The sequence below is a fragment of the Bacillus sp. T33-2 genome, assembly GCF_002860205.1.
GTDB lineage: Bacteria > Bacillota > Bacilli > Bacillales > Cytobacillaceae > T33-2.
This window is the reverse complement of the sequence record NZ_PGVB01000002.1, coordinates 312,512-333,422: the sequence shown is the minus strand read 5'-3', so window position 1 is coordinate 333,422 and position 20,911 is coordinate 312,512. Positions and strand designations below refer to the sequence as shown.

21 protein-coding genes are annotated in these 20,911 nt (G+C 46.0%); 15 read left to right on the top strand and 6 right to left on the bottom strand.

Annotated features, from left to right (window positions below; all coding sequences use genetic code 11):
- The first annotated feature begins 61 nt into the window (after positions 1-61).
- From CVD19_RS02015 to CVD19_RS01995, 5 genes are all read left to right on the top strand, one after another.
- A complete protein-coding gene (locus CVD19_RS02015) occupies positions 62-499 on the top strand; it encodes a BrxA/BrxB family bacilliredoxin (RefSeq protein ID WP_101580194.1) in 438 nt (145 codons plus the stop codon).
- 222 nt (positions 500-721) lie between these two features.
- Positions 722-1,516 carry a transporter substrate-binding domain-containing protein gene (locus tag CVD19_RS02010; RefSeq protein WP_101580193.1) on the top strand — a complete coding sequence of 265 codons (795 nt, stop codon included), beginning with the start codon at positions 722-724 and terminating at the stop codon, positions 1,514-1,516.
- Between the two features lie 82 nt (positions 1,517-1,598).
- On the top strand, positions 1,599-2,258 hold the full coding sequence (locus CVD19_RS02005; protein WP_101580286.1) for an amino acid ABC transporter permease: 660 nt from the start codon (positions 1,599-1,601) through the stop codon (positions 2,256-2,258).
- The gene (locus tag CVD19_RS02000; RefSeq protein ID WP_101580192.1) at positions 2,251-2,973 is read left to right on the top strand and encodes an amino acid ABC transporter ATP-binding protein; all 723 of its coding nucleotides are present in this window, start codon (positions 2,251-2,253) and stop codon (positions 2,971-2,973) included. The genes CVD19_RS02005 and CVD19_RS02000 overlap by 8 nt, the downstream gene beginning before the upstream one ends.
- Positions 2,974-3,072: 99 nt before the next feature.
- The gene (locus CVD19_RS01995) at positions 3,073-4,062 is read left to right on the top strand and encodes an aromatic acid exporter family protein (RefSeq protein WP_101580191.1); all 990 of its coding nucleotides are present in this window, start codon (positions 3,073-3,075) and stop codon (positions 4,060-4,062) included.
- Positions 4,063-4,162: 100 nt separating this feature from the next.
- On the opposite strand, the gene prli42 is transcribed toward CVD19_RS01995, so the two are convergent.
- Positions 4,163-4,258: a stressosome-associated protein Prli42 gene (prli42, locus tag CVD19_RS24475; RefSeq protein ID WP_180953474.1), complete on the bottom strand. Its 96-nt coding sequence runs from the start codon at positions 4,256-4,258 to the stop codon at positions 4,163-4,165.
- 162 nt (positions 4,259-4,420) lie between these two features.
- Here prli42 and mce point away from each other — a divergent pair, with 162 nt between their 5' ends.
- From mce to gndA, 7 genes are all read left to right on the top strand, one after another.
- A complete protein-coding gene (gene mce, locus CVD19_RS01990) occupies positions 4,421-4,834 on the top strand; it encodes a methylmalonyl-CoA epimerase (RefSeq protein ID WP_101580190.1) in 414 nt (137 codons plus the stop codon).
- A gap of 1 nt (position 4,835) precedes the next feature.
- Positions 4,836-6,386: an acyl-CoA carboxylase subunit beta gene (locus CVD19_RS01985; RefSeq protein WP_101580189.1), complete on the top strand. Its 1,551-nt coding sequence runs from the start codon at positions 4,836-4,838 to the stop codon at positions 6,384-6,386.
- Between the two features lie 75 nt (positions 6,387-6,461).
- The gene (locus CVD19_RS01980) at positions 6,462-7,583 is read left to right on the top strand and encodes a tripeptidase T (protein ID WP_101580188.1); all 1,122 of its coding nucleotides are present in this window, start codon (positions 6,462-6,464) and stop codon (positions 7,581-7,583) included.
- Positions 7,584-7,693: 110 nt separating this feature from the next.
- Complete coding sequence (locus CVD19_RS01975; RefSeq protein WP_101580187.1) at positions 7,694-8,170, top strand: chemotaxis protein CheW; 477 nt, start codon at positions 7,694-7,696, stop codon at positions 8,168-8,170.
- A gap of 188 nt (positions 8,171-8,358) precedes the next feature.
- Entirely contained in the window at positions 8,359-9,036 is a 678-nt protein-coding gene (locus CVD19_RS01970; protein WP_101580186.1) for an FMN-dependent NADH-azoreductase, read from the top strand.
- Positions 9,037-9,115: 79 nt separating this feature from the next.
- Positions 9,116-10,387, top strand: a complete 1,272-nt coding sequence (locus CVD19_RS01965) for a DNA polymerase IV (protein ID WP_101580185.1) — start codon at positions 9,116-9,118, stop codon at positions 10,385-10,387.
- A gap of 131 nt (positions 10,388-10,518) precedes the next feature.
- Complete coding sequence (gene gndA / locus CVD19_RS01960) at positions 10,519-11,928, top strand: NADP-dependent phosphogluconate dehydrogenase (RefSeq protein ID WP_101580184.1); 1,410 nt, start codon at positions 10,519-10,521, stop codon at positions 11,926-11,928.
- 59 nt (positions 11,929-11,987) lie between these two features.
- Here gndA and CVD19_RS01955 read toward each other — a convergent pair whose 3' ends face one another.
- Positions 11,988-12,605 carry a cyclase family protein gene (locus CVD19_RS01955; RefSeq protein ID WP_101580183.1) on the bottom strand — a complete coding sequence of 206 codons (618 nt, stop codon included), beginning with the start codon at positions 12,603-12,605 and terminating at the stop codon, positions 11,988-11,990.
- Positions 12,606-12,622: 17 nt separating this feature from the next.
- Positions 12,623-14,125, bottom strand: coding sequence for a glucose-6-phosphate dehydrogenase (gene zwf, locus CVD19_RS01950; protein WP_101580182.1), 1,503 nt, complete (start codon positions 14,123-14,125; stop codon positions 12,623-12,625).
- A 324-nt stretch (positions 14,126-14,449) separates the two neighbouring features.
- Between zwf and rnz the strand changes: the two genes are divergently transcribed.
- The 3 genes from rnz (at position 14,450) to CVD19_RS01935 (ending at position 17,703) form a co-directional block, all read left to right on the top strand.
- Positions 14,450-15,382, top strand: coding sequence for a ribonuclease Z (gene rnz, locus CVD19_RS01945; protein WP_101580181.1), 933 nt, complete (start codon positions 14,450-14,452; stop codon positions 15,380-15,382).
- Between the two features lie 67 nt (positions 15,383-15,449).
- A complete protein-coding gene (locus CVD19_RS01940; RefSeq protein WP_101580180.1) occupies positions 15,450-15,998 on the top strand; it encodes a histidine phosphatase family protein in 549 nt (182 codons plus the stop codon).
- A 295-nt stretch (positions 15,999-16,293) separates the two neighbouring features.
- Positions 16,294-17,703, top strand: coding sequence for an amino acid permease (locus tag CVD19_RS01935; protein WP_101580179.1), 1,410 nt, complete (start codon positions 16,294-16,296; stop codon positions 17,701-17,703).
- A gap of 130 nt (positions 17,704-17,833) precedes the next feature.
- Here the strand turns inward: CVD19_RS01935 and CVD19_RS01930 are convergent, their stop codons facing one another.
- The 3 genes from CVD19_RS01930 to proC form a co-directional block, all read right to left on the bottom strand.
- Complete coding sequence (locus CVD19_RS01930) at positions 17,834-18,196, bottom strand: VOC family protein (RefSeq protein WP_101580178.1); 363 nt, start codon at positions 18,194-18,196, stop codon at positions 17,834-17,836.
- Positions 18,197-18,286: 90 nt separating this feature from the next.
- Positions 18,287-19,312 (bottom strand): NADPH dehydrogenase NamA, encoded by a 1,026-nt coding sequence (gene namA, locus CVD19_RS01925; RefSeq protein ID WP_101580177.1) that lies wholly within the window; start codon positions 19,310-19,312, stop codon positions 18,287-18,289.
- A 258-nt stretch (positions 19,313-19,570) separates the two neighbouring features.
- Positions 19,571-20,416: a pyrroline-5-carboxylate reductase gene (proC, locus tag CVD19_RS01920; protein ID WP_101580176.1), complete on the bottom strand. Its 846-nt coding sequence runs from the start codon at positions 20,414-20,416 to the stop codon at positions 19,571-19,573.
- Positions 20,417-20,911 lie beyond the last annotated feature (495 nt).

Sequence of the window (20,911 nt, the reverse complement as noted above, 5' to 3'; positions counted from 1 at the left end):
ATTGTTTAGGCTTGGTATCATATATACGTATAATGGAATCAAACATCAAAGGAGGATTTTGATGAATATCGATTTTAATTTATTTATGAACGATGTCGTCCGCCAGGCACGCCAGGAAATTACCGCGGCCGGATATACAGAATTAATATCGCCGGAGCAAGTGGAAGAAGCGTTGAATAAACAAGGGACCACTCTTGTCATGGTCAATTCCGTTTGCGGTTGTGCCGGCGGCATTGCACGTCCGGCAGCCTCACATGCCCTTCATTATGATAAGCGTCCTGATAACCTTGTTACAGTATTTGCAGGACAGGACAAAGAGGCGACAGAAAAAGCCCGCTCCTATTTCACAGGCTATCCGCCATCTTCCCCTTCTTTTGCACTGTTAAAGGATGGAAAGCTGTGTGCAATGGTAGAACGCCATGACATAGAAGGACATGATCCGATGGCGGTAGTTCAAAAGCTGCAAAACGCGTTCGATGAATATTGCGATGAAGTTTAAAAGATCCCGGGAAACCGGGATTTTTTTGGTTTTTAAGACCCGCTAAAATAATTATATTTAGATTTAATAATATTATTGCATAAATATTAATATGTGTTAAAATGCATTATATTGAATATTTATTAATAGAGTTCACGCTTGAAAAAAAGCTTGGATTCAGCTAATAATATATTTATATTTTGATAAATTAATAATTTTCGGAAAGTTATAGGGGGAAAACAAATGAAAAAGACAGCGATAACATTCTTCATCAGCATTTTGGCTTTAGGGCTGCTCAGCGCCTGCGGCACAAGTGAAAAGTCAAGCGGCAACGGTGCAGGCGGTGACAATAAAGATGACAAAGAACTGGTAATGGGAACATCAGCGGATTATGCTCCGTTTGAATATGTTGACACAGAAAATGGGGACGAAATTATCGGCTTTGACATTGATTTGGCGAATTTGCTCGCCGAAGAGCTCGGCTACACAGTTAAAGTTAAAGATATTGAATTCAACGGGCTGATTGCCGCGATCCAGGCAGGCCAGGTAGATTTCGTCATGTCAGGGATGACACCCACCGAGGACAGAAAGAAAAATGTTGATTTCAGTGATGTTTATTATACTGCAAGGAATATGATCGTTGCCAAAAAAGGCAGCGGCATTAAAACAGTGGAAGATCTTGATGGTAAAAAACTTGGTGTTCAGCTTGCTTCAATTCAGGAGGATGAGGCAGAAGAAATCGGAAAGACGGTAAAAATTACAGTGGAGAACCGTAACCGTATTCCCGAGCTTATCCAAGAAATCAAGGCAGGGCGTATTGATGCAGCAATCATCGAGGACACTGTTGCCAAAGGGTATTTCGATAACAACCCCGACCTGGAAGGATTCAACCTGCCGGAGAGTGAGGAAGCTGGATCAGCGATCGCTTTTCCTAAAGACAGCAAGTTAACCGAAGAGTTCAACAAAGTGCTGAAGGAAAAGATGGAAAATGGTGAAGTAGATAAACTTGTCGTCAAATGGTTCGGCGGCGAAAAGTAAAATAAACTGGCAAGCGTTCAGAAGGTGTGGCCTTTTGGACGCTTTCCGTCTTTATTCGAGCTGGAGAGAGGATTTGATTTTCATGAATTTGGACTTTTCACAAGTCATGCCCTCCTTGCCATATATCCTGAAAGGGGTAATGGTTACACTTGAAATTGTAATTGTGGCAGGATTGCTTGGATTTGCACTTGGCATTATTTTGGCATTATTTAAGATCAGTTCCATTAAGGCACTCGGCTGGTTTGCCGACGTATATACATCCATTTTCAGGGGAACGCCGCTCGTTCTTCAGGTAATGTTGATCTATTACGGCTCACCGCAATTAATCGGGTATCAGATTGAACCGTACACGGCAGCGGTTTTATCGTTTGGCTTGAACTCGGCTGCATATATTTCAGAAATCATCAGGGCCGGCATTCTGGCTGTAGACAAGGGACAGCAGGAGGCAGCGATGGCTCTTGGGGTTCCTTATAAACGGATGATGTGGGATATCATCCTCCCGCAGGCGCTGAAAAACATTCTGCCTGCTTTAATGAACGAATTTATCACTCTTACTAAAGAATCGGCGATTGTAACCGTAATCGCAGTGGATGATATCATGCGCAGGGCATATATCGTCGGCGGTGAAAAGTACCGCTTTTTTGAACCGTTGATTTTGGCCGGTTTGATCTACTACGTGATGGTGATCACCTTGACATTTACCGGAAAGGCACTGGAAAGGAGGATGAGGCGCAGTGATTGAAGTTAAAGACCTCCATAAATATTTTGGGAAGCTGGAAGTGTTAAAAGGCCTGTCCACATCCATAAAAGATGGAGAGGTTGTCGCGATTATCGGCCCTTCAGGTTCCGGGAAATCAACTTTCTTGCGTTGCATGAATCTGCTGGAGTCTCCGACAAGCGGCCATATATTGATAGACGGCCAGGATATTACGGCTAAAAACACAAACATTATGAAAATCCGGGAAAATGTTGGGATGGTGTTCCAGCACTTCCATTTATTCCCCCACATGACGGCATTGCAAAATGTCACATATGCACCAATCAAGGTGAAGGGCCTTTCCAAACAGGAAGCGGAAAAAGCAGGCCTTGAGCTGCTGGACAGGGTAGGGCTGTCAGACAAAGCGGGCGAGTATCCAAACAGGCTTTCAGGCGGGCAGAAGCAGCGGGTCGCGATTGCCCGGGCGCTGGCAATGAAACCAGATGTAATGCTTTTTGACGAGCCTACATCTGCCCTTGATCCTGAAATGGTGAAAGAGGTTCTGGAAGTAATGAAGTCACTCGCCCATACTGGGATGACGATGGCAATCGTGACCCATGAAATGGGGTTTGCGAGGGAAGTAGCCGACAGGGTTCTGTTCCTGGATGGCGGCATGCTTGTGGAAGATGCCCCTCCGGAAGAATTCTTCTCGAATCCAAAAAGCATGCGCGCCCAGGAGTTCCTGCAAAAAATGCTTTAATCACCATGAAAGGATTTTGGCCGGGGACAACTTTTGGTAGAATGGAAAGATGATCGATCATGATCATCTTTTTTAATTCAGTTGATCGGGTGAATAGACATGAAATTCAGAATTGGTTACAGGACATTAAAAACCGCTCTCGGAACAGCGTTGTCCATCATGCTTGCCCAGTATATCGGACTTGACAATTTTGCATCTGCCGGAATCCTGACGATTCTTTGCGTCCAGGTGACAAAGAAAAGGTCGCTTAGGGCATCTTGGGACCGTTTGTTCGCATGTTTGATCGCGATGGTGTTTTCTGCCGCTTTCTTCGAGGGGCTTGCTTATCATCCGGCCGTAATTGGAGCGTTGCTGCTGTTTTTTATCCCCACGGTCGTGATTGCCGGAGCGAGAGATGGAATTGTGACAAGCAGCGTCATCATTATGCACATCTATTCTGCAGGGAAAGTTTCTGGTGGACTGCTGTTGAACGAGCTGGGCCTTATTGTGATTGGGATCGGGGTCGCCCTCATCATCAATATGTACATGCCAAGTGTTGATAACAAACTTGAAGAGTATCAGCTAAAAATTGAAGATAATTTTAGAAGGATCTTCGTTGAGATTGCCAAGTATTTAAGATGCAATGAAAGCACGTGGGACGGCAAAGAGATCACCGATACGGCCCGCCTGATCGAAGAGGCGAAAACCTTGGCATTCCAGGATGTTGAAAACCACTTCCTCAGGGACGAAAATCTGTATTATCATTATTTTAAGATGAGGGAAAAGCAGTTTGAGATCATTGAAAGAGTCCTTCCGACGATAACCGCGATTCCGCTGACGGTAGAGCAGGGAACAATGGTTGCCGACTTTGTTGAGGAACTTTCTGAAAGAATTCATCCGGGTAATACCGCCATTTTTTTCCTGGAAAAGCTGATGAGGATGAAGGTCGAGTTTCAAAACATGGAGCTGCCCAAAACACGTGAAGAATTTGAGGCCCGGGCGGCTTTGCTACATTTTACCCAGGAAATGGAACAGTATTTATTGATAAAAAGTTCATTCAAGGGGATAACAAAGGGCAGAAAAATGAATCGAAAAAAAGCGGCATGCTAAACTTGCGGCCGTCGGATGACGGAATGGGATTTGAAACCCAGGAAAAGGATAGGCTCAATAAACCAGAAAAGGACTGTTCGGATGAACAGTCCTTTTAATTTTATAAAAACGTAGAAATTCCCATGAGGAGAGTTGAAGCCAGCATGACAAAAAGCATCAAATAAACAATAATTTTTCGGGTCCTGCGTTTTCGCATATTAATCTCCCCCCTTTCCCCGGCTGTCGGCCTGCTCATACCTCTTATTCTACATTGGAACATGAGATTGAACAACTCTATTAAATAAGAAGGAATTGTGACATTGGTAGAGAATATTTTAATGATTAATTATATTCGAAAAATAAGGTCGGAGGGGTTAAGATGATAAAGAAGGTTGACCATATCGGAATCGCTGTCAATTCCATTGAAGAGGCCATTCCTTTTTACACGGAAGTGCTGAGTTTGCCTCTGCTGGGGATTGAAGAGGTTGAAAGCGAAAAAGTGAGGGTAGCTTTTTTGAAGGCAGGTGAATCAAAAATTGAGCTGCTTGAGCCGACCTCAGAAGACAGCCCGATTGCGCGGTACATAAAGAAACGGGGTGAAGGCATCCACCATGTTGCCCTCGGCGTTGAATCGATAGGGGAACGTATTGCCGAAATGAAAGCAAAGGGTATTCAAATGATCAACGAGCGGCCCAAAACCGGGGCGGGAGGTGCACTGGTTGCATTTATGCATCCAAAATCCTCAGGGGGCGTACTTTGCGAATTGTGTGAACAAAAGGGGAAGGAGGGCTAATATGCCGGACATTTATGTGAAAATAGATGAGCTTTATGACCGCAAGCGGGAAATCGAGCTTGGGGGCGGTGATGAAAGAATTGCGAAACAGCACGAAAAAGGGAAATTGACCGCCAGGGAACGAATAGAATTGCTTGTCGACCCGGGGACATTCGTGGAACTGAATCCATTTATTGCACATCGGTCCACGGATTTTGGCCTGGATAAACAAAAAGGGCCGGGGGACGGGGTAGTGACCGGATATGGCAAAGTAAACGGAAGGCCTGTTTATTTGTTCTCCCAGGATTTTACGGTGTTTGGCGGGGCTCTTGGTGAAATGCATGCGAAAAAAATTGCCCACGTCATGGATCTGGCCGCAAAAAACGGGGCACCTTTTGTCGGCCTGAATGACTCAGGAGGGGCCCGGATCCAGGAAGGGGTTGTCTCCCTTGACGGGTATGGCCATATTTTCTACCGGAACGCGATTTATTCAGGAGTGATTCCGCAAATATCGGTGATCATGGGTCCCTGCGCCGGCGGAGCAGTTTATTCGCCTGCAATTACAGATTTCGTCTTCATGGTGGAGAAAACAAGCCAAATGTTTATTACAGGCCCAAAAGTAATTGAAACAGTAACGGGTGAAAAAATTTCATCAGAAGACCTGGGCGGGGCCCGTGTCCACAATTCAATAAGCGGAAATGCCCATTTCCTTGGCGAAACCGAGGAAGAGACTCTGGAGGCTGTAAGATTGCTGCTGAGCTATTTGCCGCAAAACTCCAGTCAAAAACCGCCATATCACGACATCGAAGAAGGATCCGATTACAGACGGGACCTTGCAGATGTCGTGCCGTTTGACGCAGTCAGGCCATATGATGTCCGAAAAGTTGTCGAGCAGGTCGTAGACAGCGGATCCTTTTTGGAAATCCAGCGTGATTTTGCAAAAAATATCGTCATCGGGCTTGCGAGAATTAAAGGGGAGGTTGTCGGCCTCGTCTGCAACCAGCCCAAATTTATGGCTGGCGGCCTTGATATAAATTCATCTGATAAGGCTGCGAGGTTCATACGCTTTTGTGATTGCTTTAATATTCCAATCATCACGTTTGAGGATGTGACCGGTTTCTTTCCTGGGATTAAACAGGAGCATGGCGGCATCATCCGCCATGGGGCAAAAATCCTCTATGCCTATTCAGAAGCGACCGTCCCCAAATTGACTGTGATTTTAAGGAAAGCTTATGGAGGCGCTTACGTTGCGCTGAACAGCAAATCCATAGGTGCCGATCTTGTGTTTGCCTGGCCAAATGCAGAAATAGCCGTCATGGGTCCAGAAGGAGCGGCCAATATTATTTTCGCCCGGGAGATTCAGCAAAGCGAAAATCCTGAAGCAACGAGGCAGCAAAAAATTTCGGAATACCGGAATAAATTTGCAAACCCATATGTAGCGGCGAGCCAGGGAATGGTCGATGACGTCATTGACCCGAGGGAAACCCGCATTAAACTTGTCCAGGGGCTGGAAATGCTCAGGAATAAACAGGAAACCCGCCCGGGAAAAAAACACGGCAATATCCCTCTTTAAGTTAAAATGTTTAATGTCTGTAATAAATAAAGGTATGCTAAAATAGGACATACATATTTTTGGAGGGAAAGCCTGATGATTAATAATGAACGTTTGTTAAATGAGTTTTTAGAGCTTGTTCAGATTGATTCGGAAACAAAATTTGAAACAGAGATCGCCAAGGTTTTAAAGCAGAAATTCAGTCATCTTGGGTTAGATGTTTTTGAAGATAACACTAGCGGGAAAACCGGGCATGGTGCCGGGAACCTGGTCTGCACTCTTCCAGGAACAAAAGAAGGTGTCGATACCATCTACTTCACTTCCCATATGGATACGGTCGTTCCTGCACGCGGGGTTAAACCCTCAATCAAAGACGGCTATGTTGTCACGGACGGCACGACCATTCTCGGCGCGGACGACAAGGCTGGCCTGGCCGTCATGCTTGAAACAATCCGTGTTTTAAAAGAACAGGGCATTCCGCATGGGGTAATCCAGTTTATTATAACTGTAGGCGAGGAGTCGGGCCTTGTCGGCGCGAAAGTACTCGATCGCGAGCTGGTGAAGGCTAAGTATGGATACGCGCTTGACAGTGACGGTAAAGTAGGGAATGTTGTCGTAGCGGCACCAACCCAGGCAAAGGTTTCAGCAGTCATCCACGGAAAAACAGCACATGCGGGCGTGGCGCCTGAAAAAGGTGTATCCGCGATTACAGTTGCTGCCAAAGCAATTGCAAAAATGCCCCTTGGCCGCATAGATGAAGAAACAACTGCCAATATCGGGAGCTTCCGCGGCGGCACGCAGACCAATATTGTTTGTGATCATGTAGAAATCCTTGCGGAAGCGCGCTCGCTCGTACCGGAAAAAATGGAAGCGCAGGTCGAAAAAATGAAAACTGCGTTTGAAACCGTGGCCGAGGAGATGGGGGGCAGAGCGGAGGTAGATGTCCAGGTCATGTACCCTGGCTTCAAGTTCGGTGAAGGGGACCACGTAGTAAAGGTTGCCAGAAGAGCAGCAGCAAAAATCGGCCGCAGCTGTGAGCTGCAAAAAAGCGGCGGAGGCAGTGACGCCAATGTAATCGCCGGTTTTGGAATACCTACCGTCAACCTCGCTGTCGGATATGAAGAAATTCATACAACAAATGAGAGAATGCCCATCGAAGAATTGGAAAAACTGGCGGAAATGGTACTTGCGATTATCGATGATGTGACAAATCAATAACAATGTAAGGAAGCCGGACGGCTCCCTATTATTAATTTGTCTATTTTGAATTCCATTAAATGGTATAGTAGTTTTAGGTTTATTTGCATAAGACAAAAGGGGGAACCAGCATGGCCGACAGAAACAAAGTTGTTGTCTTTCAAGCAGGCAACGAAGAATATGCATTTCCGATTTTGCATGTCATCTCAATCGAAAAAATAGAGCAGGTCACACCAATTCCGCACATGCCGGCGTCTGTAAAGGGAATCATCCAGGTAAGGGGAGAATTGGTCCCTGTGATAGATTTGGAACATGTTTTATATAACCAGGGGATCGTGAACGGAGATAAAACGAGGATGATTGTTTTAAAGACAGACGAATTGTCCTACGGAGTACTTGTGAGCGATGCGCGGGAAATCCTGGATATACCATCGGAAAGCATGAAGCAGCTTGGCCTTATCGCCTACCAAAAAACTGCGTACATAACAGGAGTAGCAAGCTTTGATGGCCGAATGATCATGGTAATAGATCCTGAAAAACTCATCCAGTCAGTCGAAGGTATCAAGGAAATCCAAGATTACATGAGGTCACAGCATCAAAGCCAATGAACAGCTGAACAATCAGCTGTTTTTTTTCTCATTAAAATAAAAATAGGTCTGGAATATCTTTTGCGTTAACGAGGTTAAAAATCGATGACACACAAAATTCACTAATTTCACTGTTTGTTCATTTCTGAACAAAGTTATTTTTTGTACTATAAAGATATAACACTATATTTTTAGAAAGGGATGCCCTTATGTCAAAATTGCTTTATATAACGGCAAATCCGAAGAAAGAAGTGCATCTGTCAAAAGGCGCGCAGATTGGTGAGGTCTTCCTGCAAGCATTCAAGGAGGAGAAGCCGGATATAGAAATTGACCGCATGCATTTATATGATATGGAAATTCCCCAAATCGACATGAATTTGTTATATGCAAGGGCCCGATTATCTTTTATGGGCTATACGTTTGAACAGCTGTCCGAGACAGAGCAGGAAAAAATCATGAAAATGCACCAGCTTGCCGACAGGTTCATCGATGCGCAGTACTATGTGTTTGTAACCCCGCTCTGGAACCTGGGCTCCCCATCCGTATTGAAGGCTTTCATGGACAATTTATTTATCGCCGAAAAGACATTTTCCAATACCGCCCATGGACCAGTAGGACTTCTCACAGACAGGAAAGCAATCCATATCCAGACCAGGGGCGGCATATATTCAACCGGCCCGATGGTTGACTTTGAATTCGGGGACCGTTTTTTGCGTAAATCGCTGGGATTCCTCGGAATGGATGTGATGCATTCAATCATCGCTGAAGGAATGGACCATTTCCCAAAACAAGCACCAGTAATCATGGAAAAAGCGAAACAGCGTGCATCCGAAGCCGCCAGGGAAATGGCAGCAGGCAAGATCCGCTGCTCTATAATCAAAAAATAAGCTAGTAGCCACCTGGCTTATTTTTTTCGCTAATCTTTGGTAAAATTGAAACAGAACATTCATTTGGGAAGTGGCGCAGGTGAAAGAAATGTACCCTAAAAACGGCAGAGTGATTCTTCATGTGGACATGAATAGTTTTTATGCCTCTGTCGAGATGGCATATGACCCTACCTTAAAAGGAAAACCTCTTGCGATTGCCGGGAACCCCGAGGAGCGCCGGGGCATCATTGTCACTTGCAGCTATGAAGCGAGACAATTCGGAGTAAAAACGACTATGCCGCTCTGGGAAGCGAAAAAGCTCTGTCCCGCGCTGATTATCATGAGGCCCAACTTTGACCGTTACAGGACGGCATCCATAGCCATATTCGATATTCTGCGGCAATATTCAGAGCTCGTTGAACCGGTATCCATTGATGAAGGGTATGTAGACATTACTGAAAGCTTCGAATACGGAACACCGCTCCATATAGCCGGAACGATACAGCAGAGGATTCTTGGTCAGCTCGACCTTCCATGCAGCATCGGAGTCGCACCAAATAAATTTCTGGCGAAAATGGCGTCTGACATGAAAAAACCAATGGGCATTACGGTATTGAGGAAACGTGATTTACCAACGGTTTTATGGCCGCTTGAAGTGGGTGAAATGCACGGCGTTGGCAAGAAGACTGCCGAAAAGCTAAAAACGGTGCATATCAATTCGATTGGTGACTTGGCACGCGCCAGCGAGGCACAGCTTAGGGCATTGCTCGGCATTAACGGTCCAAGGCTGAAGGAAAGGGCAAATGGAAACGACAGGCGCGCAGTTGATCCGGAATCCGTTTACGATTTTAAAAGCATCGGGAATTCGACGACATTGCCAAGGGATATAGCTAACCAGCAGGAACTTTGCACAGTTCTGAAAAAATTGGCGGAACAGGTAGCGTCCAGGATGAAACGCAAACAGGTGGTTGCTTCAAATATCGGGATAACGATCCGCTTTAAGGACCGAAAGACGATCACCAGGAGCAAAAAGCTGTTAAACCCTGTGAAAGGCAGTGATGAAATTTATGACTCGGCCCGGCAGCTGTTTCTCAAGCATTGGAATGGAGATCCAGTCCGCCTCCTCGGGGTGACGGCCACGGATTTGGCTGATGCGGGTACGCAGGTAAAACAGCTTGATTTGTTTTCCTATGAGAAGGATGCAAAAAAAGAACCGCTGTTTGATGCTTTGAATCAGTTGCGGGAAAAATTCGGGGCCAATATCATTGAAACTGCCGAAAAACGCATGAGTAAACCACCGGCGGAACAATCAGGCAGCACAGATACGAGTTTTAATAAGGATTTTCTTCAAAGTCCACATAAAAATGATTAAATTGCGGTTTTTTCGGTGGCAGTTATGTAAAAATAAAGGTGACCAGGATTAGATTAGTTGCAAACTGCCATGAAATCTTGCTAAATTAGAGTGTATTGTTTTATTTACTGGTTGGAAGGGATGTTGACACGATGAGTAAACAGCAGATCGGTGTGATTGGCCTGGCCGTAATGGGAAAAAACCTGGCCTGGAATATAGAAAGCAGAGGTTATTCTGTTTCTGTTTATAACCGTTCTAGAGAAAAAACTGATGAAATGCTTCAAGAGTCCGAAGGGAAAAACATTTTCGGCACTTATTCAGTGGAGGATTTTGTCAATTCACTCGAAAAGCCACGCAAAATCATGCTCATGGTTAAAGCGGGCGGACCGACCGATGCGACCATTGAGCAGTTAAAGCCTCACCTTGAAAAAGGGGATATTCTGATCGATGGCGGAAATACTTTTTTTGCCGATACCCAACGCAGAAACAAGGAACTTAGTGAGCTTGGCCTCCATTTTATCGGAACCGGCGTATCCGGCGGCGAGGAAGGTGCATTGAAAGGGCCATCCATCATGCCTGGCGGACAGAAGGAAGCGTATGAGCTTGTCGCTCCGATTTTTAAGGATATTGCTGCCAAAGTGAACGGCGAGCCTTGCACGACCTACATTGGGCCGGACGGAGCGGGGCATTACGTGAAAATGGTACATAACGGTATTGAATATGGTGATATGCAGCTGATCAGTGAATCGTATTTCTTGTTGAAGAACATTCTTGGATTGACTGCACAAGAGCTTCATCAAGTGTTTGCCGAATGGAACAAAGGCGAGCTTGACAGCTACCTAATCGAGATTACCGCTGACATTTTCAAAAAAATTGATGACGAAACCGGAAAACCGCTGGTCGATGTCATTCTTGACACTGCCGGACAAAAGGGGACCGGCAAATGGACGAGCCAGAGTGCCCTCGACCTTGGGGTTCCGCTGCCAATCATAACAGAGTCAGTTTTTGCCCGCTTTATTTCTGCGATGAAGGAAGAGCGCGTGGAAGCGAGCAAGGTGCTGAGCGGCCCTGAAGGCAGAGCGTTCACAGGAGACCGCGAATCGTTCATCGAGTCAGTCAGAAAAGCGTTATACATGAGCAAAATCTGTTCCTATGCCCAAGGTTTTGCGCAAATGAGGGCTGCTTCTGAAGAATACGGCTGGGATCTCAGCTACGGTGATATCGCGATGATTTTCCGGGGCGGCTGCATTATTCGTGCCCAGTTCCTGCAAAAGATCAAAGATGCCTATGACCGGGAACCAGGACTGAAGAACCTGCTGCTTGACCCTTATTTCAAAGAAATTGCTGAAAGCTATCAGGGCGCATTGAGGGAAATCATTTCAGTTGCTGTCCAGAACGGAATCCCTGTACCATGCCTGTCATCTGCTTTGGCTTACTATGACAGCTACCGGACAGCGACACTGCCTGCAAACCTGCTTCAGGCCCAGCGTGATTATTTCGGCGCCCATACCTACCAGCGCATTGATAAAGAGGGCATTTTCCATACAGAGTGGATGGAATAGCCACAATCATAAAGAAGCCCGCCAGTTCAATTTAACTGGCGGGTTTTTTAGGTTATTCCTTAATGAATTCCTTCAATGAGCAGCACGCGGGCCGGTGACGCATCCGTTCCCTGGAGCTTCAGGGGTGCTGCGACCATGAAGTATTCTCCAGGTTGAACATCCTTCAGCTGCAGGCCTTCCATGATGATGATGTCCTGCCCCATCAAGGCCCGATGGGTAGGATGGCCTTCCTGCGCACGTTCAATCCCGAGCGCGTCAATCCCGACGCCACTGATTCCGATATCTGCCAGGTACCGGGCAGCATCTTCGGCAACATAAATGAATTCAAAATTAAAGCCTTCATCAAAGGAATTTTTTGTCTTGAACAACACAAAATCGTCCTTTTCAATCGCAAGGCCTTCAAGATCTCTTTTGGCAATCTTTCCGGTTGCTTCAGTCAGGTCAAAAACCTTGCAATTCCTGACAAGCCTCTCAAGTGGAATGGTTTCAAATGTTTTTCCTTCGTTGATCATATGCAGCGGGGCGTCGATATGCGTGCCAGTATGGACATCAAGGCTGAGCCTTGACTCTGTCACATGCCTGTTTGTCACTGTTTTCAACGAGGGCTGTTTTTCAGCCTTATTTTTATATACCGGCATCCCCTCAAAAATTGGAGCAGTAATATCAATGATTCTCATGTGTCAGCCTCTCCTCTTTAATCACATATTTCTACATCTAAATCAGTAACCGGCCACCAGAAAAAGCCATCCTTTCCAAGGAGCTTGTCAGCTGCCTCAGGCCCGACCGTCCCAGACTCATAATTTGGGAAACTCGTTTCCTTGTCGTTTTCCCATGCGGCGGAAATTTTGTCGACGAAGGCCCATGACAGGGCAACTTCATCCCAGTGCGTAAAATTGGTCGCGTCCCCGCGCAGGCAGTCATATAAAAGCTTTTCATAAGCCTCCGGAGTATTGATCCCGTCTGTCCCTTTATGGGCAAAATTGAGTTTTACAGGAGTTGCTTCGGTATTTTGCCCTGCTTTTTTCGCGTTCAAATGAAGCGTAATGCCTTCCTCCGGCTGGATGTGGATGACCAGGAGGTTAGGGTTGACCGTTTTTTCCGGCTTATAATAAAGATTCATTGGAATGTCTTTAAATTGGATGACAATCTTGGTGGACTTTGTCCTCATCCTTTTCCCGGTGCGGATGTAAAACGGCACACCAGCCCAGCGGAAATTATCAATCATCAGCTTGCCGGCCACATAAGTCTCGGTATTGGAATCCGGGTCGACCATTTCTTCCTCGCGGTAAGCCGGCACGTCAACTTCACCGATTTTTCCACGTCCGTATTGGCCGCGTACGAAATACTCATTCACTTCGCTGCCGCTTAATGGCCTCAGGGACCGGAACACCCTGATTTTCTCGGATCGGATTTCATCTGTAGTCAGCCTGATGGGCGGTTCCATCGCGAGCAATGACACCATTTGCAGCATATGGTTCTGGACCATGTCTCTTAGCGCCCCGCTTTTTTCATAATAACGGCCCCGTTCTTCGACACCGAGTATCTCACTGGACGTCACCTGGATGTTTGAAATAAACCGGTTATTCCAGAGCGGCTCAAAAATGGCGTTCGCAAACCGGATGACTTCAATATTCTGTACCATTTCTTTACCGAGATAATGGTCAATCCGGTAAATCTCACTCTCGGCGAAAGCGGTCCTTATCTGGTTGTTGAGTTTCTGTGCAGAAGGCAGGTCATGTCCGAAAGGCTTTTCGATCACAAGCCTCTTAAAACCAGGCACATCGGTTAATCCGTCTTTTTTCAAGTGTTCTGCTATTGTACCGAAAAATTCAGGGGCCATCGCCAGGTAGAAAACCCTGTTTCCATCGAGGCTGTAATGCTGGTCAAGGTCTTCGGCAAGCTTTTTCAGGATCGAATAAGAAGCTGAATTTGTCACATCATGTGAATGGTAGAAGAACCGTGAGGCAAAATCCTCAATGCTTTCATCCTGTACACTTAAGTTTTGAACGGATTTCTTGACATTTTGCTGGAACTCCTCATTCGTCAGCTCCCGTCTTGCCACGCCTATTACCGCAAAATCCTCTAGCTTTCTTTTTTGGTACAAATTGAACAGGGAAGGAAATAATTTTCGCTTTGCCAAATCCCCGGTAGCCCCGAAAATCATGATCAAAGCGGTTGGCTTGTCGTTCTGTATCACTGTGAAGTACCTCTCTTTAGCGATTTAATGTTATGTATCATTCAAGTATAAAATTTTATCGGTTTCAGCAGGAATAAGCAAATGATTAGCCGCATTTTATTGTTCTTCCTTTAATCCGGTTCTATCCACCATTTACGATTAAGCGGCTAATTGAACTGGCGATCACGGAAATTCTGATTTTCTAATATTAACGCAGCATGACGAGCCATGATGAATATGTTATTCTTTATGAAAGAATCGACTGATTCGGTGTCATTCAGCTGCCGGTTTGTCATTATAGGAAAAGTGGTCCGCATTCACTGTTTTAATGAAAGGAGTTCTGTCATGGAGGTGTTTTTTCTCGGGACTGGTTCAGGTGTCCCTGCGAAGCTGAGAAATGTCACTTCGATTGCCCTTAAGCTATTGGAGGAACGGGGGGCCGTCTGGCTTTTCGACTGTGGGGAAGCGACACAGCACCAGATTTTACATACAAGCATCAAACCACGGAGAATCGAAAAAATTTTTATAACCCATCTGCACGGTGACCATATTTACGGGCTGCCAGGCCTGCTATCAAGCCGCTCATTCCAGGGAGGGGAGTCGAAGGTAACGATTTACGGCCCGCCCGGGATCAGGGACTATATTACTGTCAGCCTCTCAATCAGCAAATCTTATTTAAAGTATCCGATTGAGATTGTGGAGATTGGGGAAGGGGTTGTGTATGAAGACGGGCAGTTTTACGTCGAGGCACGGCTGTTGGAGCATGGGATCCCGTCTTTCGGATACCGTATTATGGAAAAGGACCGGCCCGGGACTCTTCTCGCAGATGAACTTGAAAAAGCAGGTGTCAAACCTGGCCCAATCTATAAAAAAATTAAAAATGGTGAACCTGTTTTTCTTGATGACGGGACGCAGCTTAATCCAACTGATTTCCTCGGCCCTCCCCAAAAAGGAAGAATAGTTGCCATTCTGGGAGATACAAGGTATTGCGATAGTGCTGTGGCACTGGCTAAGGAAGCCGATCTGCTTATCCATGAAGCAACCTTATCCGGGAGCGAAGAAAAACTTGCGCAGGAGTACTTCCATTCTACAACGATCCAGGCTGCCAGCACTGCCTTAAAAGCAGGCGCAAAGAAATTGTGCCTTACCCACATCAGCTCCCGCTATGACCGCAATTCCTGGGAGCAACTTGAAAAAGAAGCACAGACGGTCTTTTCAAATACGGTGGTGGCTGAAGACTTCATGGAGGTTCCGATCCCTTTAAGATCGAATCGATAAATAAAAATGTAAACGTGCCCGGTTCATCCTGGGGACCCGGCCGCTGCCGGATAAGGAGGAGATGAAAGTGAAAACAATCTATTTGGTGCGCCATGCCAAAGCAGAAGGCCAGCCCCCTGAAGCCCGGTTGACGGAGGCAGGAAGGAAACAGGCGATCGCACTTATGGATTTTTTTAAACATAAACACGTAGACAAGATCTACTCTAGCCCGTTTAAAAGAGCCGTCGATACGATCAAACCACTTGCTGATGCAAATAAACTCGAAATAGTGGAAGACGCCAGGCTTGGTGAACGAGTACTAAGCTCTGTTAATTACGATGACTGGCAGGATAAATTGAGGCAAAGCTTTGAGGATTTTCAACTTGTGTTCGAGGGCGGGGAATCCCATACAGCCGGAATGGAACGAGCGAAGTCGATATTGGAGCAAGTTTTATCGTCGGCAGATGACCATATTATTCTCGTCAGCCACGGAAACCTCACAACGCTGCTATTAAGATATTTTAATGAAGGCTTTGGCTATGAGTCCCTGATGGAGATGACCAATCCCGACGTTTTTGAGATCGTTGTTTCAGATGAGGAAACAATGCTGCGGCGCATTTGGGATGACCGGATATGATGGAAAAACTGAAGGAGAAGCGTCCTTCAGTTTTTTTTGCCAAAATGTATCTACAATTTTGATGCCATTACTTTTACACAAATAGCAAAATTGTATAGAATCCAGGAAGAGGGAAACATTTTGGGAGAATAATTTAGATGGTTTTTGACAAAAATATGAACAAAACAAAAGGATTAACATAAATATTCAATCATTCTGAAAATTTACAGCTTCACAAAAATATATTATTCTAGTAAAATGTCTCTATTATCTCAATACAGCCAGCAATATTAGGAATTGGCAGCAGGAGGCTAAAATGGATTTATTGCGTAAAAAAACAGTTGGTGTTAAATATTCGAATAATTCACTCAATAGAGTGCTTGGTGCATTAGATTTAACTATGCTTGGTGTCGGGGCAATCATTGGTACTGGAATTTTCGTCCTGACCGGAATAGCGGCGGAAAAATATGCAGGCCCTGCCCTGATCCTGTCGTTTATTATAGCAGGCTTGGCCTGTGCTTTCGCGGCTTTATGTTATTCTGAGTTCGCATCGATGATTCCTGAATCGGGAAGTGCCTATACGTATAGCTATGTTGCCTTCGGTGAAATCTTTGCCTGGATTTTGGGCTGGGATTTGGTGCTTGAATATGGGCTGGCCTCATCAGCTGTTGCGAGCGGCTGGTCTGGTTATTTCCAGGGCCTGTTAGCCGGCTTTGGCATCCACCTTCCAACAGCCCTGACAGGTGCGTTTAACCCAGACAAGGGCACGCTGATCGATTTGCCTGCGGTCCTTATCATTTTAATTGTGACTTTCCTGCTTTCAAGGGGAGTAAAAGAATCTGCCAAGTTCAACTCAGTCATGGTTGTTGTAAAGGTCGCCGTCGTTCTTCTTTTCATTGTCGTTGGCGTTTGGTATGTTGAGCCTGCCAACTGGACACCTTTTATGCCATACGGTTTTAATGGGGTGGCAGCCGGCGCCGCTGTAGTCGTTTTCGCTTATTTTGGCTTCGATGCCGTTTCTACCGCCGCTGAGGAAGTTCAAAACCCGCAGCGCAATCTGCCAATTGGCATGATCTCTGCTTTGGCTATCTGTACCGTGCTATACATTATCGTCTCTCTTGTTCTTACTGGTATCGTACCATTCAATCTTTTAAATGTAAAAGACCCTGTGGCGTTTGCGCTGGAGTATATTCATCAGGATTGGACTGCCGGGTTTATTTCAGTGGGAGCAATTGTTGGAATGACGACCGTGCTGATGATGATGATGTTCGGGCAGAGCCGCCTGTTCTACGCGATCAGCAGGGATGGGCTTCTGCCGAAAGGCTTGTCTGCCGTCCATAAGAGAACTCAAGTCCCCATTGTCAGTACATGGATTACCGGGATCCTGGTCTCATTATTTGCTGGTTTAGTGCCGCTTGATAAGCTGGCCGAACTGACAAGCATCGGTACCCTGTTTGCTTTCGCGTCTGTTTCAGTTGGTGTGGTCGTGTTGCGAAAAACAAGGCCTGACCTAAAACGCGGTTTTAAAACACCATTTGTACCGGTCATACCTGCCCTTGCTGTCATTTTCTGCGTGTATTTGATGTTACAGCTTTCGTCGTTCACATGGAAGGGATTCTTTGTGTGGCTGCTGATCGGGCTTATCATTTACTTTATGTATGGATATAAGCACAGCAGGTTGAATGAAACCAAACCGGATAGCAGGCGGAATAGTTCTACTGCTTAACAAGAGGATATTGGCGACCGAAAACGTCCAGAATGAGTGAAAAGGGGTGCCAATATAAATCGGGTTTTAATGAGAGCATAAAAAACTCCTCTACGCCGGAATCCTGGCAGGAGGAGTTTTTTTTGATCCATTAGCCTTTTATTAGAAAACTGTTTCCATCTTCATCTTTGAATGTCGCAAATGTTCCCCATTGCATCGCCTTTAATTCATCCTCGAACTCGACGCCATTTTGTTTCATTTTTTCATAAACAGCTTCAATGTTTTCACATTCAAAAACAATGGAAGGCTGTAATTCCTCCCAGTTTTTCATCATGCTTCTGGGATAGATGACGAGGGCAGTTTCGGCTCCTTCAGGCGCAACCTCCAGCCAGTAAGCATTCGGCCCCATCTGCCGCTCGGCCTTTACTATAAAACCGACTTTCTCCGTCCAGAACGTCTTGGCTTTTTGCTGGTCTTCTACATATACTCCCACGGTGGCGATTCTTTTGATCATGGAAATTCCTCCTTTTGTTTGTTTTACGCAAAATCAACCGGCAAACAACAATGCCGGTTGATTTATAAGTTAGTATTTGTCAAGAAAAGCTTACTCAAACTGCCAGCCGCGCTTGTATTGCTTAGGCTGCTCAATATTGACGCCGAGTTCTCTGGCAGCCGTCCTCGGCCAGTATGGATCCCGCAGCAGTTCCCTTGCCAGAAAAATAAGGTCTGCCCGCTCGTTTTGTAGTATTTCCTCTGCGTGGAGGGCGGAGGTAATCAGACCGACTGCGCCGGTTGGTATGCCTGCACCATGCTTGATTTTTTCAGAGTATCCCACCTGGTATCCAGGGTAGACATGGATTCGTGCCGGTACTACAGCACCCGAGCTTACGTCGATCAGATCCACGCCCTGCTCTTTTATCCACGAGGCAATTTTTACGTAATCATCAATTTTTAAGCCATTTTCATCATAATCATTCGCAGAAACCCTGACCATTAATGGGCCGTCCCAAACCGTTTTTACTGCGTCGATTACTTCGCGCAATATTCTGTAGCGGTTTTCGGCACTGCCTCCGTATTCGTCCTCACGTTTATTCGAAAGCGGCGATAAAAATTGGTTGATCAGATAACCGTGGGCAGCATGAATTTCAATCACGTCAAAACCTGCCTCCCTGGCCCGGGCCGCCCCCTTTTTAAAAGCCTCAATCGTTTCACTGATATCCAGCTTCGTCATTTCTCTCGGTTGTTGATAATGTTCATTAAAAGCAATTGGTGAAGGCGCGATGATTTCTTCTTTGATATCTGCTTTGCGGCCGGCATGGCCGAGCTGGATGCCAATTTTGGCACCGTGCTCTTTCACAAGTCCTGTTATCTGCTTTAAACCCTCAATATGACCGTCATGCCAGATGCCGAGGTCCTGGGGGGAGATTCTTCCCTGTGCGGTGACAGCGGTTGATTCCACGATGATCAGCCCTACCTGCCCAACGGCCCTGCTCGTATAATGGGTCAAATGCCAGTTGTTGACGATGCCATCCTCGTTCTCGCATGAATACTGGCACATCGGCGACATGACAATCCTGTTTTTCAAGGTTACTCCCTTTAAATCATAGGGGGAGAAAAGTTTTGTTTCCATCGTGAGTACCTCCTGTAAGCTGATTATAATTTTAGTATAACAGTGCACTCACCAAATGGGAAAAATTCGCACTCGCATGAGAAGTTTCTTTCTGCAACACGCCGGGCCGCCGTTATTTTTGGATAGTCCAGGCTTACTCCTGGATAACGGAGGTTTACTCCCGGATAACGGAGGTTTACTCCCGGATAGCGGAGGTTGCTGCTGGATAGGGAAGGTTTATTCCCGGATAGACCAGGATGCAGCCCGGATAGCCGGAAACTAAGACAGCCTGCGAACTCTTACCGCATCGTTGCCCAGCATATTTCCAAGCTTTTTTGACTGGGCGCAAGCTTCCTTGATGCATGAGATGAAGGCCCGCTGGACTCCATGCTGTTCGAGCACCCTGATGCCTGCTTCCGTCGTTCCGCCGGGGCTTGTGACCTCCAGGCGCAGCTGTTCCGGCGGCTTCTCGGATTTAGCAACCATCTCGGCAGCCCCGAGAAGGGTCTGGACAATCAAATCTTTGGCGAGCTGCTGCTCCAGACCGATTTCCCTGGCGCTCTGTTCCATCGCTTCAACGAGATAATAGATGTATGCCGGCCCGCTTCCGGAAAGGCCGGTCACGGCGTCCAGTTGCTCTTCTTTTACATGGGCGGTGAATCCTACTGTATCAAAAAGCTGCCTGGCCTGATCCATTTGTGCTGCAGTTACGTTTTGATTCATCGCCAGAGCTGTTGCAGACTTGCTGATGGCGGCAGACGTATTTGGCATTGCCCTTACAACAGCCAGGGATTTGCCGGCTGTTTTTTCGATGGTTTCAATCGAGATGCCGGCCAATACGGAGACAATCAGAAGTCCAGGCGTTAAATAAGCCTTGATTTCAGCGATCGCGGCAGCAGCATCCTTCGGTTTCATCGCCAGGATGACGGTATCTGCATCTGCAAACATCTCGTCGTAATTGTATGTGGTGTTCACATTGTAAACAGCTCTTAACCGGTCGAGCTTCGTCAGGTCCTGCCTGTTTGTCACCCATATATTTTCACTGGATAGAAGCTTGTTTTCAATGATTCCGGATATTAACGCCTCGGCCATTGAGCCCGCTCCTATAAAAACAAGCTTTTTCACTTTCATCACCCTCCGTTATCAGGTTTTACATTTGTATTTGTTTCCGTGAAAAATAAAAAGACCCTCCGTCCGTAAAAAGGACGAAAGGCCTTGCTTCCGTGGTACCACCTTCATTCACCTTTTCCCATCATAAAAACCCGAAAAAAAGTGCAGCTCAAGTCCGTTAACGCAGGTTACGCGTCCAGGTTTGCCTGGCAGCTCATAAGGTAGGTTCAACGGAAAAGAGGACGGTGAAGCCTTTCAGCCCGTGAGCTTCACTCTCTATCGCCGTTTTCCGTTTACTGGCCTTACTCATCGCTAATTTGCAGCTATTAAATTTTAATTTTGATTATGCAAGAAGGATAGGCCCTTTGTCAAGAGGTGCCCCGATTAATTTTTTGTTTTTTCTGAAAATATTATGTGAAAATAATGACAATTGACTTAAATAAAGGTAAACTTATGTTTATCCATGATGATAAATATATATAAAAATCATTTTTTGAAGGAGCACGAAAC

Bases quoted from the DNA above. Each gene is read 5' to 3' on its own strand.
- CVD19_RS01985 (WP_101580189.1), top strand. From the start codon at position 4,836: ATGCCGGACATTTATGTGAAAATAGATGAGCTTTATGACCGCAAGCGG.
- CVD19_RS02015 (WP_101580194.1), top strand. From the start codon at position 62: ATGAATATCGATTTTAATTTATTTATGAACGATGTCGTCCGCCAGGCA.
- rnz (WP_101580181.1), top strand. From the start codon at position 14,450: ATGGAGGTGTTTTTTCTCGGGACTGGTTCAGGTGTCCCTGCGAAGCTG.
- CVD19_RS01995 (WP_101580191.1), top strand. From the start codon at position 3,073: ATGAAATTCAGAATTGGTTACAGGACATTAAAAACCGCTCTCGGAACA.
- prli42 (WP_180953474.1), bottom strand. From the start codon at position 4,258: ATGCGAAAACGCAGGACCCGAAAAATTATTGTTTATTTGATGCTTTTT.
- CVD19_RS01975 (WP_101580187.1), top strand. From the start codon at position 7,694: ATGGCCGACAGAAACAAAGTTGTTGTCTTTCAAGCAGGCAACGAAGAA.
- mce (WP_101580190.1), top strand. From the start codon at position 4,421: ATGATAAAGAAGGTTGACCATATCGGAATCGCTGTCAATTCCATTGAA.
- CVD19_RS01930 (WP_101580178.1), bottom strand. From the start codon at position 18,196: ATGATCAAAAGAATCGCCACCGTGGGAGTATATGTAGAAGACCAGCAA.
- CVD19_RS02010 (WP_101580193.1), top strand. From the start codon at position 722: ATGAAAAAGACAGCGATAACATTCTTCATCAGCATTTTGGCTTTAGGG.
- CVD19_RS01935 (WP_101580179.1), top strand. From the start codon at position 16,294: ATGGATTTATTGCGTAAAAAAACAGTTGGTGTTAAATATTCGAATAAT.
- CVD19_RS01980 (WP_101580188.1), top strand. From the start codon at position 6,462: ATGATTAATAATGAACGTTTGTTAAATGAGTTTTTAGAGCTTGTTCAG.
- gndA (WP_101580184.1), top strand. From the start codon at position 10,519: ATGAGTAAACAGCAGATCGGTGTGATTGGCCTGGCCGTAATGGGAAAA.
- CVD19_RS01970 (WP_101580186.1), top strand. From the start codon at position 8,359: ATGTCAAAATTGCTTTATATAACGGCAAATCCGAAGAAAGAAGTGCAT.
- CVD19_RS02005 (WP_101580286.1), top strand. From the start codon at position 1,599: ATGAATTTGGACTTTTCACAAGTCATGCCCTCCTTGCCATATATCCTG.
- CVD19_RS01955 (WP_101580183.1), bottom strand. From the start codon at position 12,605: ATGAGAATCATTGATATTACTGCTCCAATTTTTGAGGGGATGCCGGTA.
- namA (WP_101580177.1), bottom strand. From the start codon at position 19,312: ATGGAAACAAAACTTTTCTCCCCCTATGATTTAAAGGGAGTAACCTTG.